General features: G+C 54.9%; 4 protein-coding genes. 3 read left to right on the top strand and 1 reads right to left on the bottom strand.

The window, feature by feature from the left end; genetic code table 11:
• The first annotated feature begins 99 nt into the window (after positions 1-99).
• The 3 genes from MNO13_RS00640 (at position 100) to MNO13_RS00630 (ending at position 3,803) form a co-directional block, all read left to right on the top strand.
• Positions 100-1,149, top strand: coding sequence for an AI-2E family transporter (locus tag MNO13_RS00640; RefSeq protein ID WP_064542292.1), 1,050 nt, complete (start codon positions 100-102; stop codon positions 1,147-1,149).
• Positions 1,150-1,214: 65 nt separating this feature from the next.
• Positions 1,215-2,597 carry a M24 family metallopeptidase gene (locus MNO13_RS00635; protein ID WP_133522161.1) on the top strand — a complete coding sequence of 461 codons (1,383 nt, stop codon included), beginning with the start codon at positions 1,215-1,217 and terminating at the stop codon, positions 2,595-2,597.
• A 279-nt stretch (positions 2,598-2,876) separates the two neighbouring features.
• Entirely contained in the window at positions 2,877-3,803 is a 927-nt protein-coding gene (locus MNO13_RS00630) for a LysR family transcriptional regulator (protein ID WP_241939422.1), read from the top strand.
• Positions 3,804-3,860: 57 nt separating this feature from the next.
• Here MNO13_RS00630 and MNO13_RS00625 read toward each other — a convergent pair whose 3' ends face one another.
• Entirely contained in the window at positions 3,861-17,363 is a 13,503-nt protein-coding gene (locus MNO13_RS00625) for an autotransporter outer membrane beta-barrel domain-containing protein (protein WP_241939421.1), read from the bottom strand.
• Positions 17,364-17,461: the final 98 nt, after the last annotated feature.

Below are 17,461 nucleotides of genomic sequence, written 5' to 3'. Positions count from 1 at the left end.
CAGGTTTCACATTTCAGCACCAGTATTTCAGAGTTGCCCTGCCGTGAGAAAAAAACGAAGCGCTACACTAAGAAGATTCTCCGCGCATAGGATCTCCCGATGGTCGCTCCTGAACCCGATAAAACCGGGCTACATATTCTGCTAAAACTTGCCGCACTGGTGGTTATTCTCGCCGGGATTCATGCAGCGGCAGACATCATTGTCCAGCTCTTGCTGGCACTGTTCTTCGCCATCGTCCTAAACCCGCTGGTCACCTGGTTTATTCGCCGTGGCGTAAACCGACCCCTGGCTATTTCGATAGTGGTCTTCGTGATGTTGATTGTGCTCACCATGCTGGTCGGGGTGCTGGCCGCGTCAATGAGTGAATTCATCGATATGCTGCCGAAATACAACAAGATGCTGACGCAAAAGGTGTTTGAGCTCGAAAAGATGTTGCCGTTTATGCACCTGCGATTATCGCCCGAGCGCATGTTGCAGCGCATGGATTCCGAGAAAGTGATGTCGTACGCCACAACGCTGATGACCGGGCTTTCCGGCGCGATGGCCAGCATTTTACTGCTGGTGATGACCGTGGTCTTTATGCTGTTCGAGGTGCGCCACGTTCCGTATAAACTGCGCTTCTCTCTGGCCAACCCGAAAATTCATATCGCCAGCCTGCATCGCGCACTCAAAGGTGTGACGCATTATCTGGCACTCAAAACGCTGATTAGCCTATGGACCGGGTTGATTATCTGGCTCGGGCTGGAGTTGATGGGTGTGCAATTTGCGCTGATGTGGGGCGTATTGGGCTTTTTGCTGAATTACATCCCTAATATTGGTTCGGTTATTTCCGCTATCCCGCCAATGATTCAGGCATTTTTGTTTAACGGCACCTACGAAATGGTTATGGTCGGCTCACTGTTCCTTGCGGTGCATATGGTGTTGGGGAATATTGTCGAGCCGCGCATGATGGGCCGTGGCCTCGGGATGTCGACCTTCGTGGTCTTCCTTTCGTTACTGTTCTGGGGCTGGCTGCTCGGCCCGGTGGGCATGCTGCTTTCAGTGCCGCTCACCAGCGTATGTAAAATTTTGATGGAAACCACTCAGGGCGGCAACAAGCTGGCCTTGTTACTGGGTCCTGGTCGTCCCAAAACTCGGTTACCGGGATAGGCTCAAAATTAGCCAGGTGGTAAGTTAACGTTTATTCAGGGTAAAGAAAAAGGAGTGACAGACCCATGCCAATTACGCTTGCCACCATCAAACAACCCGAGATTTACCTCAACGTGCCGAGCGTTGTGTTAAATGACCAGACCCTTCAACAACGCCGCAGCAAAATTTTGCAGGCAATGGCGCGACAGAACCTGGATGCGCTGGTCATCTATGCCGACAAAGAACATGGCGGGAACTTTGAGTATCTGACCGGTTTCATCCCGCGCTTTGAAGAAGGTTTGTTGGTGCTGCATAAAAGCGGTGAAGCGGTGCTGGTACTCGGTAATGAAAACCTTAAGCTCGCCAGGCACTCCAGAGTTCCAGCCCGTGTGGTTCACGCTCCGTGGTTTTCATTGCCCAACCAACCGATGGACACCACGCTTTCACTGAGCGAAGTACTGCAACAGGCCGGGCTTCGCGAGCAACATCGCGTTGGCATCGCTGGCTGGAAACTGTTCACCGGAACCCACGATAACAACCCGTCACTGTTTGATATTCCGACATTTATTTTCCAGGCACTTCAGGCCGCACTCACTTCCGAATGTGAGCTGCTCAATGCCACCGGGCTGTTTATTTCACCGCGTGATGGCGCTCGTATCATCAATAACGCCAACGAAATCGCCCATTATGAATACGGCGCAAACCTGGCGTCGAGTGCCGCGCTAACGGCACTGAATGCGGTTGAATTGGGTAAAACTGAAAAGTCGATTGCGGCATTGTTGGCCGCCGACGGACAAGCTAATAACGTTGTGACTATTGCCGCAACTGGCGAGCGTTTTGCCAACGCCAATTTATATCCTGCCGATAAACAGATTCAGGCTGGCGACAAATTCTCGCTCACCGTCAGCTACAAAGGCGGTTTAACCAGCCGCGCGGCATATGTAGTGAACAACGCCAGCGAACTTGCTGAAGAAGTCCGTGATTATCTCGATGTGGTCGCCATCCCTTATTACCACACGGTGGTGAACTGGCTGGAACATATGCGCGTCGGTGTGAAAGGCCACGAAGTCTATGAACTGATTGAAGGTGTTTTGCCGAAAAATGAATACCACTGGCACCTGAACCCTGGCCATTTAGTTGCCGATGAAGAATGGCTCTGTTCACCGATTTACCCGGCATCGGATATTCCTTTATCCAGCGGAATGTTGCTGCAAATCGACATTATCCCATCGCGCCAGGGTTACGCCGGAGCCAGTATTGAAGACACTATTGCCCTTGCCGATGAACCTTTGCGCTTGCAATTAGCCGCACTGTATCCAGAAGTTTGGCAGCGTATTCAACAGCGTCGCACCTACATTCGCGATGTATTAAATATCAAACTTCACGACGATGTGTTGCCGTTATCCAACACAGTGGGTTATTTACGACCTTACTTGTTAAATAAAGAAATGGCGTTAATTTGCCAATAACACTTTCGCCTGACAATAAAAACCTGATGGGTGACGAGTTCACTCTTTATCCATCAGAATAAGATGAATTAAAAAATAATATTATAACCCTGACAATTGAAGACATTTAAATATGCTTATTTTTAGAATAAAGCAGATAAAACGTTCTATGCTTTAGAAGTAACCATCAGCATTTTAGATCAAACATAATGCATTAAAATACTTTAAAATCAGCTAGTTATATACATTTAACCATAAAAAACATATAAATTTTAACGCTATTTTCTGCAAGGTGACGTTATGCGTAGCGACTCATCAAGAAAGTTTGATGCAATAAAGAATTTCGATTTGAACTTATTAATCGTGTTCGAGATGGTGTATTTACACAAAAGCATGACCAAGGCTGCAACCAAAATGCAGGTTACGCCATCGGCTATCAGCCAATCCTTACAGAAGCTGAGAACCTACTTTGATGATTCATTGTTTATCAGAGAAAATAATCTTCTCAGAGCCACATTGCTTGCCAACGAACTCCATCATCAGATAGAGAAAAAACTCGAACCTTTTATTGATTACGTGGGGCATGTTGTCACTTCTGATACCAAAACCCATTATGTTATTTATTGCTCTAATTATTACTCATGGAACGTCTTCCCATTGTTGGTCAATAACATCTATGAAAATAATGAAAACTACAGTATTCAACACGTCAACCAATATGGAGTAGAAGTCACAGATGACGATATTTTATCGAAACAATATGCTGACATTGTGCTGGATATCAATGAAAACCATAATCCAGCCTATGCCAGCGAGGTGGTTTATCACGACTCATTGATTTTTATTTGCAGTAAAAATCATCATCTTGCCAACGGACCAGTGGACTCTGACTCACTACAAAAAGAAAAATACATATCAATATCAAGCAATTCACTGGCAGCCAGAAAAATTAAAAACACCATCGAAATGCAGCACGGGAAATTTTCCTATCAATTTTCCACACCGTCATTAACGACATTATTTTCCGTGGCAGAAAATTCCTCTTTACTGGCTTTAGTACCCTTTAAAGCTTATGAAAAATTCAAGTCGACTTATAATCTTTCAGCGGTGACGTTTAAAGATGAGTTTATTATTCCCGATATCACGCTGTATATGACATACAAGAAAAAGTCGCTGAAAAATAAAGCCTTCTCATCGATTATCAAATCGATCAAAGGCTTATTATAACGGGAAATAAAAGGGTGGATGTCGCAGGCGGATTAACGCTGCGACATCCACGTTCTATCAGAAGCTGTATTTCACCCCCACCATCGCCGAGGCATCGCTGTAGCCTTTATCCCCCACCTGGACGCCCACATTGCCCCACAGATTGAGCCGTGAGTTAAGCTGCCCTTCCACACCGGTTTTAATTTCCCCGATATTCCGCGCGCCACTTTGTGTCAGGCTCACGCCATCCATACGCGTACCGAAGCTCTGGGTGTTATGTATCCAGTTCACTTCGACAAACGGCTGGAAGGTACGGCCCTTGCCGTCATCGATTTTATTGTGCCCTTTCAGATACGTACGCACACCCAGACGGGTCTGAACGTTGCCGTCGCCTTCACCGCTGACGCGTGTGCCGTTGCTTTCACGGTGGTCATCAGCTTCAACCCCCATCCAGATAGCCTGCGCCTGCGGCTGGATAAACCATTCATTCAGCGAACCCTGGCTGCCAGCAAATTCACCCAGTTTATGCGTATAACCCATCTCCAGCGACGCCGTGATACCGCTGGATTTGTAGGACTCACCCTTAATGTCCTGGCCATTCACCTCGTTGTTGAACCAGCCGTACTGCGCCCAGCTGTCCACATACGCGCCCTGACGGGTTTCGTCATTCTGATACCAGGTGGCATACAGCCCGGCACTGTAACCATCCACCGACCCTTCGGCACGGTATCCGGTCACATTCGAGCGGCTTTTACTGCTGCTGGTTCCGTAACCCGCCATCACCCCGAGGTGCAGGCGTTGCAGGCCATCCGGGCTCCACTGGGCGATATCACCACCCAGTTGCGTGACGTAACGGTTGCTCTGGGTTTCGATTTGCCCGCTGCTGTCTTTCCAGCGGTTTTGCCCGCCAAGCTGGCGCAACCACATGCTCGTCACTTTCTGCTCGCCCGTCAGCGCATCGGTGTACTGCGTTTCACCCAGGCGGTCATGCAGGCTGGTGATAAACATAGTGTTGGCTGCTGCCAGATTAGCGGTGTAAGCCGCCGCTTCCGGACGCACCGTCGGCTGGCCTTTTTTCTCAGGCTCTGGTGATGGTTCGCCAGGCTTCGCAGGCTCTGGCGGTTTCGCCGTGGTATCCAGGCTGGTGAGGAACCAGTCAGCGCCTTTTTTCACCAGGCTATAATCATACGCCCCGGCGACAATACGCCCGGATTTGGTGAACGTCCCGTCAGACTGGCCTTTCACTTCCACCACGCGGATCCCTTCCACCGTCTGCGCGCCGCTTCCACCCGCATTGTTGACCTTCATAAAGGTGTTGCCGCTGGTATTGCCGTTCACCAGCAGTTTATCGGTGACGGAGTTGTCACCCCCCAGCACGGTGTTCAGCACCAGAGTGCCGCCCTGGCCGTTCCAGTTGTTCGCCGTCAGCGTGCGGCCTGCGGCCATTGGCATGCTGCCCGGTGCCACATAATTCAGCGTCCCCGCAAGGTTAACGTCATCAACCAGCGAATCCGCCGTCATGTTCCAGGTACTGGCGCTATCGATGTTCACATCCGTCGGATCAATCCAGCCGGTCAGGCTGGCACCGTTGCGCAGCGACAACGCGGTGTTGTCTTTGGCAATGATGTTACTGACCAGTTGCGCACCGCCCTGTGAGCCGTCGAGCGTCAGTTCACCCTCATCAATCAGGGTGTTGCCCGTCCAGTCGGTTTTACCGGTCATCACCACTTCACCGGCACCGCGTTTAACGACTTCGCCCGTGCCTTTGATGGTGTTATCCATCGTGCCGGTTGCGCCATCCAGCACCAGTTTACCGGTGCTGGTGATTTCGCTGCTGCCCAGACCGTCAACATGATTGAGGCTGACCGTCGCGCCTGCGGCGACAGTCGTTGCCGCCGTCAGCCCATTGTTCGCACCCTGCACATCAAGCGTTCCACCGTTGACATTGAGTTTCCCGCCACCCGCTAGTGTGCCTGCCGAAGTGCCACCATTGCTGAGATCCAGCGTACCGCCATTGAGATTCAGGGTCGAACCCGTTTCACCGTTCAGCGCGCCGAGTGTCTGGGTTTTGCCGTTCAGATCGAACGCACTTGCGCTCGCCAGGTTTAACTTGCTGGTCTGGCCCAGCGCGTTATCACTGCCCGCCTGCAACGTTCCCGAATTAACGCTGGTTTCACCGCGGTAATCGTTGGTGATGTTAGTCAGCGACAGCAGGCCGCCACGGGCGTCGATAGCCAGATTACCGCTGCCGGTGATTTTGGCAGACATATCCGCTGAAGCGCCGTTCGCTGCCGTATCCTGCGTCAGTGTCAGCGTCTGGTCTGCCTGCAAATCCAGTTGTTTCAGGCCGTAGTTCACATACAGACCATTACTCTGCGCGCCGGAGGTCAGACGGTAGTCGTAGGTCGCTTTCGCGACGGTATTGCCATCCTGGCTGACGTCGATCTCGCGTGCCGCGGTGATTTTCTCGCCGTTCTGATCCACCAGTTCTAGTGCGCCACCGCTGCCGGTGACCGCGCCGGATCTGACCAGTTGTACGCCCGTTTCGCCCTCATCCTGCATCAGCAGGTTGGTGGCATTCGGTGTGTCTGGCGCGCTGGCGGTCAGCGGCTCCGGCAGTTTCACCATCACGGTGCCGGTGCGGTTGATGTCTAGCGCACCCGCAGTGATAAGACTGGTCGCCACACTTTGATCCGGTGCCGTGGCGTTGAACTTCATGGTGCCGCCATTCAGGGTTAACCCGCCGATCTGCTGATCGCCGTCACCGACAGTGGTCACGTTGCCAGTACCGACCTGTAATGTCGCACGAGTTAATGCTGTGGTGTTGTCGCCTGTCAGATCAAAGGTGTTGTCCGTCAGATTCGCGGTACCGGCAAAGTTCGCGCCCACGCCGCTGCCGAAGCTGAACGCATTCCCGCCACTGGACGCATTCAGCGTACCGGCTCCGGTCAGTGCGTTGTCGAAGCTGAACGCGCCGCTGGTCTGTGCATTCACAATGCCGCCCGCCGCAATGTCCACCGCACCGCTGCCCAGATTAGGCGTGCTGCTGGTCGCGGTGCTGTCCACTGCCAGTGTGCCGCTACCCGTGACATTCCAGTTGCCGGTATAGGCTGAGTTATCCGCCGTGATGGTCGCCTGTGCGCCGCTCACCGTGGTGGCTCCGGCACCCGCCAGTTGGTTATCGAAGACACTGGCGGTGGCTAGCGCCAGCTCAAGACCCGCTGCAGTATCGATATTCACCACGCCCGTTCCTGCACCGTCAGCGTCGGTCAGTTTCAGTACCCCACCAGAAATCGTGGTGTTGCCGCTGTAGCTGTTAGCGCGAGCAAAGGTCAGCGTACCGGTGCCGTTTTTAGTGACGGCACCCGCGCCATTGATCGCATTATCCAGCGTCCAGTCCGTCGCGGTGTCGACGTTAAAGGTGCCGGCATTGTTAATGGCCGCCGTACCCAGATTCGCCGCCTGCGTGGCGGTCAGACGGGTACCTGCGTCGGTATTCCAGCTTCCCGACAGCGCACTGTTACCCGCCAGCGTCACATCGGCGGCGTTGCTCAGTTTCACTGCACCCGCGCCATTGATGACGTTATCCAGCGAGCCAGTTGCCGCATCCACCACCAGCGTACCGGCGGTGGTGATCACACTGCTGCCCAGGCTGTCGACATGATTGATCTTAACGGTAGCACCACTGGCAATCGCCGTGGTCGCCGTCAAACCGGTGTTTTCACCCTGCACATCAAGCGTGCCGCCGTTAACGTTCAGTTGCCCGGTACCGGTCAGCGACCCGGCTGACGTGCCGCCATTACTGAGGTTCAGCGAACCGTTGTTGATATTCAGCGTTGAACCCGCAAGGCCATTCAGTGCACCGATCGTCTGCGTTTTAGCGTTGAGGTCAAAGGTGGTGGTATCCGCGAGGTTTAACTTGCTGGTATTACCCAGTGCGTTATCGCTGCCCGACTGCAACGTCCCGCTGCTCACACTGGTTTCACCGCTATAGTCGTTGAGGGCGTTGGACAGCGACAGCACATCACTACGGGCATTAATCGCCAGGTTACCGCTGCCGGTGATTTTGGCCGACATATCCGCCGCCACGCCGCTGGCTCCGGTATCCTGCGCCAGTGTCAGCGTCTGGTTTGCCTGAAGATCCAGTTGTTTCAGACCGTAGTTCACATACAGGCCATCGTTCTGCGAACTGGAGGTCAGACGGTAGTCATAGGTCGCCTGCGCCACAGTATTGCCGTTCTGGCTGATGTCTATCTGGCGTGCCGCCGTGATGACATCGCCGTTCTGGTCGGTCAGTTCGATAGCGCCACCGCTGCCCGTGACGGAACTGGCGATGACCAGTTGTACACTGACGTTCTCTTCATCCTGCTTCAGCAGGTTGGTGGTGTTCGGTGTATCCGGCGGTGCCGGGGTGAACGGTGTTGGCAGGTTCAGGCGCACCGTGCCGGTATGGTTGATTTCCAGCGTGCCCGCCGTGATATGGCTGGTTGCCAAAATCTGCTCAGGGGCCGTGGCGTTGAACTGCATTCTGCCGCCATTAATGGTCAGCCCGCCGATCTGCTGGTTGCCATCGCCGACCGTGGTCACGTTGCCAGTACCAACTTCCAGCGTGGCGCGGGTCAGCGCGCTGGTGTTGTCACCTGTCAAATCAAAGGTGTTATGGGTCAGATTCGCGGTACCGGCAAAGTTCGCGCCCACGCCGCTGCCGAAGCTGAACGTATTTCCGTTGTTTGAGGCATTCAGTGTACCGGCTCCGGTCAGTGCGTTGTCGAAGCTGAACGCGCCCGTAGTCTGTGCATTCACAATGCCGCCCGCCGCAATGTCCACCGCACCGCTGCCCAAATTAGGCGTGCTGCTGGTCGCGGAATCAGGCACGGCCAGTGTGCCGCTGCTGGTGACATTCCAGTTACCGGTGTACGCGGAGTTGTTCGCCGTGATGGTCGCCTGCGCGCCACTCACCGTGGTGGCTCCGGCACCCGCCAGTTGGTTGTCGAAGACACTGGCGGTAGCAAGTGCCAGTTCAAGACCCGCTACGGTATCGATATTCACCACGCCCGTTCCTGCGCCATCAGCGTTGGTCAGTTTCAGTACCCCACCAGAAATCGTGGTGTTGCCGCTGTAGCTGTTAGCGCGAGCAAGGGTCAACGTACCGGTGCCGTTTTTAGTGACGGTACCCGCGCCATTGATCGCATTATCCAACGTCCAGTCCGTCGCGGTGTCGACGTTAAAGGTACCGGCATTGTTAATCGCCGCCGTCCCCAGATTCGCCGCTTGCGTGGCGGTCAGACGCGTACCTGCGTCGGTATTCCAGCTTCCCGACAGCGCACTGTTACCCGCCAGCGTCACATCGGCGGCGTTGCTCAGTTGCACTGCACCCGCGCCATTGATGACGTTATCCAGCGAGCCGATAGCCGCGTCCACCACCAGCGTACCGGCGGCGGTGATCACACTGCTGCCCAGGCTGTCGACATGATTGATCTTAACGGTAGCACCACTGACAATCGCCGTGGCCGCCGTCAGGCCGGTGTTTTCACCCTGCACATCAAGCGTGCCGCCGTTAACATTCAGTTGACCTGCACCGGTCAACGAACCGGCTAACGTGCCGCCATTACTGAGGTTCAGTGTACCGTTGTTGATATTCAGCGTTGAACCCGCAAGGCCATTCAACGCACCAAGGGTCTGCGTTTTAGCATTCAGATCGAATGTCGTGGTATCTGCGAGGTTTAGTTTGCTGGTGTGACCGAGCGCGTTATCACTGCCTGCCTGCAACGTGCCGGTGGTGACGCTGGTTTCGCCGCTGTAGTCGTTGGTGGCATTCGACAGCGACACCACACCGTTACCAGCATCGATCTGAAGGCTACCGCTGCCGGTGAGTTTGGCGGACATATCAGCAGACGTGCCATTTGCGCCGTTACTTTGCGCCAGCATCAGCGTCTGGCCTGCCTGCAATGCCAGCTGGCTCAGACGATAGGCGGCGTATAATCCGTCCACGGTGCTGCTGCCTGCGGCGCGAGTTGCCAGCCCGTAAGAATAGCTGCCCACCGCCACGGTGTTACCGCCCTGAACGATGTTAGATGTGCCGGTGGTCAGTACATTGCCGGCCAAATCTTTCAGCACCAGATTGCCTTCAGAGCCTGTCACCGAAGTGGCAGAAATCAGCTGCCGGGTGGTGCCTTCGTCCTGCACCAGCAGGTTGCCGGAAGTACCTGCATCTTGCGTATCCAGCTGAACATTGCCGGTGGTCAGTGCCAGGGCGTTGGTTGCCACGGTGCCAGATGGCAGATTCGAGAATAACATTGTGCCGCCATTGAACGTCAGGTTGCCGATAGCCTGGCTACCTGCGCCGACGGTGGTAACGTTGCCCGCATTCATGTTCAGCGTGGCGCGGGTCAGTGCGGTGGTGTTGTCACCGGACAGCGCAAAGCTGTTGTCCGCCAGATTGACCGTACCGGCAAAGTTAGCACCCACTCCGCTGCCAAAGCTGAGCGCCTGCCCGTTGTTCGAGGCATCCAGCGTGCCGCTGCCGGTCAGCGCGTTGTTAAAGCTGAACGCGCCCGTGGTTTGCGTATTAACAATACCGTCTGTGGCAATGTCTACCGCGCCCGTTCCCAGATTAGTGGTGCTGCTGGTCGCCGTATTAGCAACCGCCAGGGTGCTGCTGCTGGTGACATTCCAGTTGCCGGTGTACGCAGAATTATCCGCAGTGACCGTGGTTTGCGCCCCGTTCACGGTGGTGGTTCCGGCTCCGGCTAACTGGTTATCAAAGGTACTGGCTGAGGCAAACGCCAGCTCAAGGCCAGTCGCCGTGTTGATATTGACAGTGCCTGTACCTGCCGCATCAGCGTTAGTCAGCTTCAGCAGACCGCCCGCAATAGCGGTGCCACCGCTGTAAGTGTTGGCCGTGGTCAGCAGCAAGGTACCGGCATCCGCTTTGTGCAGCGCACCGGCACCCGAAATCACGCCATTCATGGTCAGCGTGGTGCCAGTGTCAACATCGAACGTCGCCGAACCGGCGTCGATTGTCGCAGTACGGTCAGATGCCATGGTGGTGGTGGTTTCCAGCGAGCCACCATTGAAGGTTAATGCGCCAGAGGCCGCGCCAAGGCTGGCATCGCTGGATACCTGGATTTTACCGGCGTTGAACACGGTGCCGCCGCTGTAGGTACTTGTTCCGGCCAGGGCTAATGTCCCGGTACCGGATTTATTAAGTGCGCCACTGCCCTCAATAATACCGTTCAGCGTCAATGTGGTGCCGTCGTCAACATTCAGCGTTGCACCCGCAGCATTGAGCATAGTGGTACGTGTCGAGGTCATCGATGCGCTAGTTTCCAGGGTAGCATTATCGATGGTGAGCACCCCATCAGCCGCACCAAGCGCACTATCACTGGCCACACTCACCGTACCTGCGCTGATCTCGGTACCACCGCTATAAGTATTTGCGCCACTGAGCACCAGTTTACCGGCATCGGTTTTGGTCAGTTTGCCCACACCGCTAATCACACCGCTCAGAGTCAGCGTCTTCCCGGTATCGACATCAAGTGTGCCGCCCTTAGTATTCAGCGTGGTGGTGCGTGCGGTGGAGAAGGTGCCGCTGCTTTCCAGCGTACCGCCATTGAACGCCAGTGCGCCCGCAGCCGCCCCCAGGTTGCTGTCACTGGAGACATTCAGCGTGCCGTTGTTCATCGTCGTGCCACCGCTGTAGGTGTTGCTGCCGGTGAGTATCAGCTTACCTTTATCGGTTTTGGTGATTCCGGTGCTGCCCTGCAAAACCGAGCCAATCGTCGCGGTATAGCCAGCCCCCGTATCACTGCCATCGCCGACACGAATCGTGGTGCTGTTGGTACCGGAAGATGTCTCAAGCAGGTCTATCGTCCCGCCCACCAGTGAGTACCCACTAACCGCGAACTGTAAGCCGGTGGTGGAAATCGAGCCGTAAGTGTTGTCCACCGTCACGGTCGCTGGCGTGCCCTGGAAAATAACGAACGACGTTGGAGTATAAGTTGAGTTGATTGAACTGCTGGCATCACCCCAGGACTGGTTCGCCAGATTGCGGTTCCAGACCCCGCTGCCGCCATCCGCCGCGCCATTGTTGTATTTAGTTGGGTTACTACCGTCCCAGACAGCGGTGAGGATACCGGTGGTGTTGATCAGGTTGATTTGCCCCGGAACCCCGGTTTGCAGCGCAACCGTGGTGGATGGTGGCATGTTGCCCAGCGCCAGGCCGTTGTTGGTCAGGGTGCCATCATAGTTGAAGATGCGGTAGATACCGGGGTCGAAGGTTCCGCCGGTTGGGATAGTCACATCCAGACGGCCGTCGAGCGTCAGGTTACCCCGGACATTGGTCAGGCTGTTTTGCGCCACACCATTCACCGAACCGAAGGTATAACGCAAGATTGACGTGCCATTGAGGGCAAGATTGCCCTTCACGGTTAAAGTGCCGCCAGTCCCATTGGTGCTGCCCGGAGCCAGAATGGCGTCATTGGCGATGGTGACATTACCGCCTATGGTGCCGGTGCCGCCCAATACCGCATTGGCAGCAACGGTAGTCGCGCCCGTGGCCGCCGACTGATCGCCATTCACAATCAACCCACCGGTCGATACAGTGGTTGCCCCTGTGTAGCTATTGTTGCCGGTCAGGTAAGTGTAGCCCGCACCGTTTTTCTGTAAGCCGCCAGTACCAGAAATGGTGCCAGTAAAGTTCACCGTATCGCTACGGTTAAAGGCCAGTGTGCCGTTGTTGATAACATTGTCAGTAATGGAACCGGTTGTTCCGCCATTGCCGATCTGCAAGGTGCCGGAATCAATAGTGGTATCACCCGCATTGGTATTCGTGCCGGTCAGTATCGTGGTACCGGTGCCGCTCTGGTGAATCGTGCCACTGCCAGTTATTGTTCCGTCATAGGTGTAAACGTCGCTTCGTTTGAAAGCTAAGTTGCTGTTATTGATAATATTACCGGTAACCGACCCGCTCGCCCCGCCATTACCGAGCTGCAAGGTACCTGTCGTAATAGTGGTGCCGCCAGTGTAAGTATTGGCACCGCTCAGGGTCGTGGTGCCGGTGCCGTTTTGTATCACCCCACCGCTACCGAAAATAGCATTGCCATAGTTAGCGGTATCGCTGCGATTAAAGACTACTGTGCCGCTGTTACTGATATTTCCGCTCACCGCGCCGGTGGTGCCACCGTTACCGATTTGCAGCGTCACCCCATTCACATAAGTGCCGTTAGGGCTGGCATTACCAGCAATGATAATCGTGCCGCTTCCCGAACCTGAATTGTTATATCTGAGAGCGCCGCCACCCGAGATAGACCCACTCAACGTCAGCGTCGCACCATTGATGGTCTGGATGGTTCCCCCGGTGTTAGCCGTGCTGATGTTTCGCGCAATACTCAGACTGTTCAGCGCTTGCAGGACCGCGCCGTTATCCATTGTCAGACCACCGGACACCGCCCCCATGCTGGCATCACTCGTGACCCCGAGTATCGCGTTGTTGATGTAGGTGCCACCGGTATAGGTACTGTTGCCTGTCAGATAAACGCTGCCTTGCCTGGCACCCAGCAGACCTCCACCGGAAATGTTACCGCTCAGCGTTAATGGGGTTGACCAACCCGCACTACCAAAACTCCCCTGAGAACCGGCATCGATAATCACATCGCGCGCCAGCGTAGTCGCGGTATTCGCTATAAGCCATGCGGTGGCAGTATTTCCGGTAAAACGCAGCCGACTTGATGATGCGCCAAGGTTGGCGTCGCTGCTCACATACAGACGGTTAGTCCCGGAGCCACTCATCAGTGTGTCACCGGTGTAAGTATTAGCCCCACTCAGGGTGAGCGAGCCGACGCGCTGTTCCACCGAACCACTGCCGGAAATCACTCCCGCATAGGTGTATGACGCATTACGGTTAAAGAGCAGTTTGCTGTTGTTAACGATATTGCCAGTGACCGAGCCAGCACCACCGCTATTCCCTAACTGCAATGTGCCAGCGTTGATCGTCGTGCCACCGCTGTAGTTGTTGTTATTTGTCAGGATGGTGGTACCGGTGCCGCTTTGTGCCACGGAACCGGTGCCCGAGATAACCCCACCAAAGGTCACGGTGTTGCTACGTTTGAATACCAACCCGCCAGGGGTGGTGACTGTTACACCACCGGTACCCAGCGTACCGGTGGTGCCGCCATTACCAACCTGCAAGGTGCCGGATGAAATTGTGGTGGTGCCACTGTAACTATTGGCACCGGTCAGAATTGTGGTGCCTGAACCAATTTGATTGACGATACCGGTACTGGAAATCACGCCGCCGAATGTGGCGGTATCACTGCGATTAAACACCAGCGCGCTGTTGTTGAGCACATCGCCAATAATCGATCCAGAAGTGCCGCCATTACCGAGCTGCAAGGTGCCTGCGCTAACGGTTGTGCCGCCAGTGTAGGTATTGGCACCGGTGAGGATCAGCGTACCGCGGTCGGTTTTGGTTACTGCTGTACTGCCCTGTAGCACTGAACCGACGGTAGCAACATAGTTACTTCCTGCGGTGGTCCCATCACCCACACGGATGGTGGTTTGCCCTGAACCTGGCGTAGTTTCGGACAGGTTGATGGCATCGCCAGCGACGGTATAACCGTTGGTGGCAAACTGCATCCCTTCGGAGGTCACCGCGCCAAGACTGTCATCCACCGTGACGGTACCAGGTGTGCCCATGAATGCGGCGTAACCCTGGCTGTAAACCCCATTCGTCGTCCCCGCAGCATTAGACCAGTTACTGTTGGCCCCCGCTCCGCTGTTCCAGATCCCGGTGCCGCCATTCACGGCACCATTGTTCTGGGCGACATCCCAGTAACGCATATTACCCAACGAGTTGACCAGGTTAACCTGGCCGTTAACCGAGGTCTGCAACTCAGTATTCGAGCCCGCAGGCATTGACCCAATTGCCAGGCCGTTGTCGGTCAGTGTCCCGGTATAACTGATGATGCGGTAAACACCGGCCCCAAAAGTCCCACCGGCGGTAGTGTTGACGTTCAGCGTGCCGTCCAGCGTCAAGTTGCCACCGACCACGGTCTGGTCGTTATATTGCCCGCCGACGACATCAGACTGCCCGAGGTTATAGTTCAGAATCGAACCGCCAGAAAGCAGCAAGTTACGGCGAATCGTCAGCGTACCCGCCGCGCTATCTGAGGCTCCCGGTGCCAGAATGCCGCCGTTGGCAATCGTCACATCGCCGCCAATGGTGCCTGCGCCGCCCAGGGTCGCTCCGGATTCGACGGTGGTCGCCCCGGTAGCATTGGTCTGGTTACCGTTGATATATAACGAACCCGCCGCAACGCGTGTCGTGCCGGTGTAGGTGCTGTTACCGGAAAGCGTAGTGCTGCCGCTGCCATTTTGAGTGAGCGTACCGGTCCCCGAAATCGCCCCCGCGTAGCTGTAAGCATCTGACCGGTTAAACACCAGCGAACTGCTGTTGACGACGTTCCCCGTCCCCAACGAGCCTGATGCCCCACCATTGCCGACCTGCAATGTCCCCTCGGCAATGTTAAAACCAGAAGTCGAGGAGCTGGTCCCCGCCAGCACCAATGTCCCGGTATTAGTTTTGCGTAAAGCGGAGTTGCTGCCATAAATGTCGTTATTAACGGTCAATGTCATATTAGGTGCGACATCGACAGTCACACCACCAGTGTTGAGCCCAATCCTGTTAATCGCATAACTGCCTGTCACCACCAGCGTACCGTTGCCGATATTGACATCTTTTCCGCTACCCAAAGCTGCAGCATTGGATACTATCGCTTTAACGCCGCCTTGCAGATAAGTGGTGTTGGTGTAAGTGTTGGTACCATTGAGGTAGACCGTGCCGCCAGGGCTACCCGCACTGGTGAGCAGAAGCCAGCCACCGCCAGAAATTGTCCCGTTTAGCGTCAGCGACGTTCCGTTGAAGGTTTCGAAGGTACCATTATTGCTTAACACCACATTGCGCGATGTGGTGAAGTCGCTGAGCAAACGCAACGTGCCGCCATTGATGAAATTCACACTACCGGTAGCCGCACCGAGGTTGGCATCATTTGACACCGACAGGTAACCACCCCAGATATTAGTGCCGCCGGTATAAGTGTTAGCCCCGGTCAGAATCACGTTACCGGCATAAACGCCAAGCGCGCCAGCACCCGACACGACACCGTTCAGAGTCAACGGTGCATTGGCATTCGCACTACCGAGATAACTGTTAAACCCGCTGTCGATAACGACATTACGCGCGGTAGTGAACGAAGAGTTAGCAAGAAAGTTGCCACCTCCGGTGAAATGGATCTGGCTTGACGATGCGCCAAGATTGTTATCGCTATCAACTTGCAGCGTGCCACTTTTTATCTGTGTCTCGCCGGTATAAGTATTGATGCCCGAGAGGATGGTGGTGCCGCCGTTTTGCTGCACCGCACCGCTGCCGGAGATCACCCCCGCCTGGGTATAAGTATTGTTATGGCTAAAGCTAAGTAAACCGTTGTTGGTGATATTGCCGGTAATCGAACCCGTTGCACCGCCGCCACCAATTTGCAGCGTACCTGCATTAATGGTGGTGCCACCGCTATAGGTATTTGCGCCCGTAAGTATGGTGGTGCCGCTGCCGCTCTGCACCAGTTGCCCGGTACCGCTAATCGCCCCCGCATAGGTGTAGCTATTGCTGCGGTTGAAAGTCAGAGTGCCATTATTGGTGACCACACTGCTGCCCAGCACACCCGTCGTGCCACCGTTGCCAATTTGCAGGGTGCCAGACGAAACGGTTGTTGTGCCGGTGTTAGTGTTCGCGCCGGTGAGGATCAACGTGCCAGCGCCATTTAAGGTGAGTGCACCAGTACCGCTCATCACGCCGCCAACGGTCGCCGTTGCACCCGATGCCACATTGATAATACCGCCGCCCTGAGCAAGCGCGACATTACGGGTACTAATGAAAGGCCCGCCGGTGATAGCCAGCGTACCAAGAGATGACAAATTACCCAGAGTCAGTAAACCCGCCGCCGCCCCCAAACTACTATCCGAGGAGACTCGCAGAGTACTGTTATTGGTAATGGTGGTGCCGCCGCTATAAGTGTTAGTGCCGCCGAGCACCAGAATACCGCCGCCATTAATATCCACACGGCCAGTACCCGCGATAATAGAATTCACCGTGGCGGTGTTGCCGCTGCCGACATTAATCCCCATGGTGCCTGAAGCCGTACTCAGCGTCCCACCATTAATAATGTAACCATTGACGTTGAATAACAGATCCTGAACGGTTATCGGGTTAGTCACAGTGATGGTGCCCGCCGTGCCGCCAAACAAGGCACTATCCCCGGCAAGGTTGTTCCATGGCAGCATCACCGTGCCGTTGAACCATTCGCTATCGATCACATTCCAGGTTCCGCTTCCCCCGGAGCCTTGCCCGGTTGGGGACCATGTCACCGTTGAAGCATGCACCGTTCCGGACAATGCAAACATCGCCAGCACTACAACACCTGGGCCCGTTTTACTGCGAGAGCTTTTGCTGCGGCCTTTGGTCAACTCAGAGACGGCCATCCAGCATTGCTTTGCCACGCTCCATATAATGCGATAAACAGTGTTCATGATTTAATTCACTTTTCGAGTATTTATATTTGTCCGCAGGTCGCGTACTGAAATTAAAAATATTTGCCAGAAGAAGCCGAGGGATAGGAGTGTTGGCT

The organism is Buttiauxella ferragutiae (assembly GCF_022637515.1).
GTDB lineage: Bacteria > Pseudomonadota > Gammaproteobacteria > Enterobacterales > Enterobacteriaceae > Buttiauxella > Buttiauxella ferragutiae.
This window is presented reverse-complemented; position numbering and strand designations above follow the sequence as displayed.

What these genes read in the sequence shown, in the direction of transcription:
- MNO13_RS00640 (WP_064542292.1), top strand. Translation starts at nt 100, where the DNA reads ATGGTCGCTCCTGAACCCGATAAAACCGGGCTACATATTCTGCTAAAA.
- MNO13_RS00635 (WP_133522161.1), top strand. Translation starts at nt 1,215, where the DNA reads ATGCCAATTACGCTTGCCACCATCAAACAACCCGAGATTTACCTCAAC.
- MNO13_RS00630 (WP_241939422.1), top strand. Translation starts at nt 2,877, where the DNA reads ATGCGTAGCGACTCATCAAGAAAGTTTGATGCAATAAAGAATTTCGAT.
- MNO13_RS00625 (WP_241939421.1), bottom strand. Translation starts at nt 17,363, where the DNA reads ATGAACACTGTTTATCGCATTATATGGAGCGTGGCAAAGCAATGCTGG.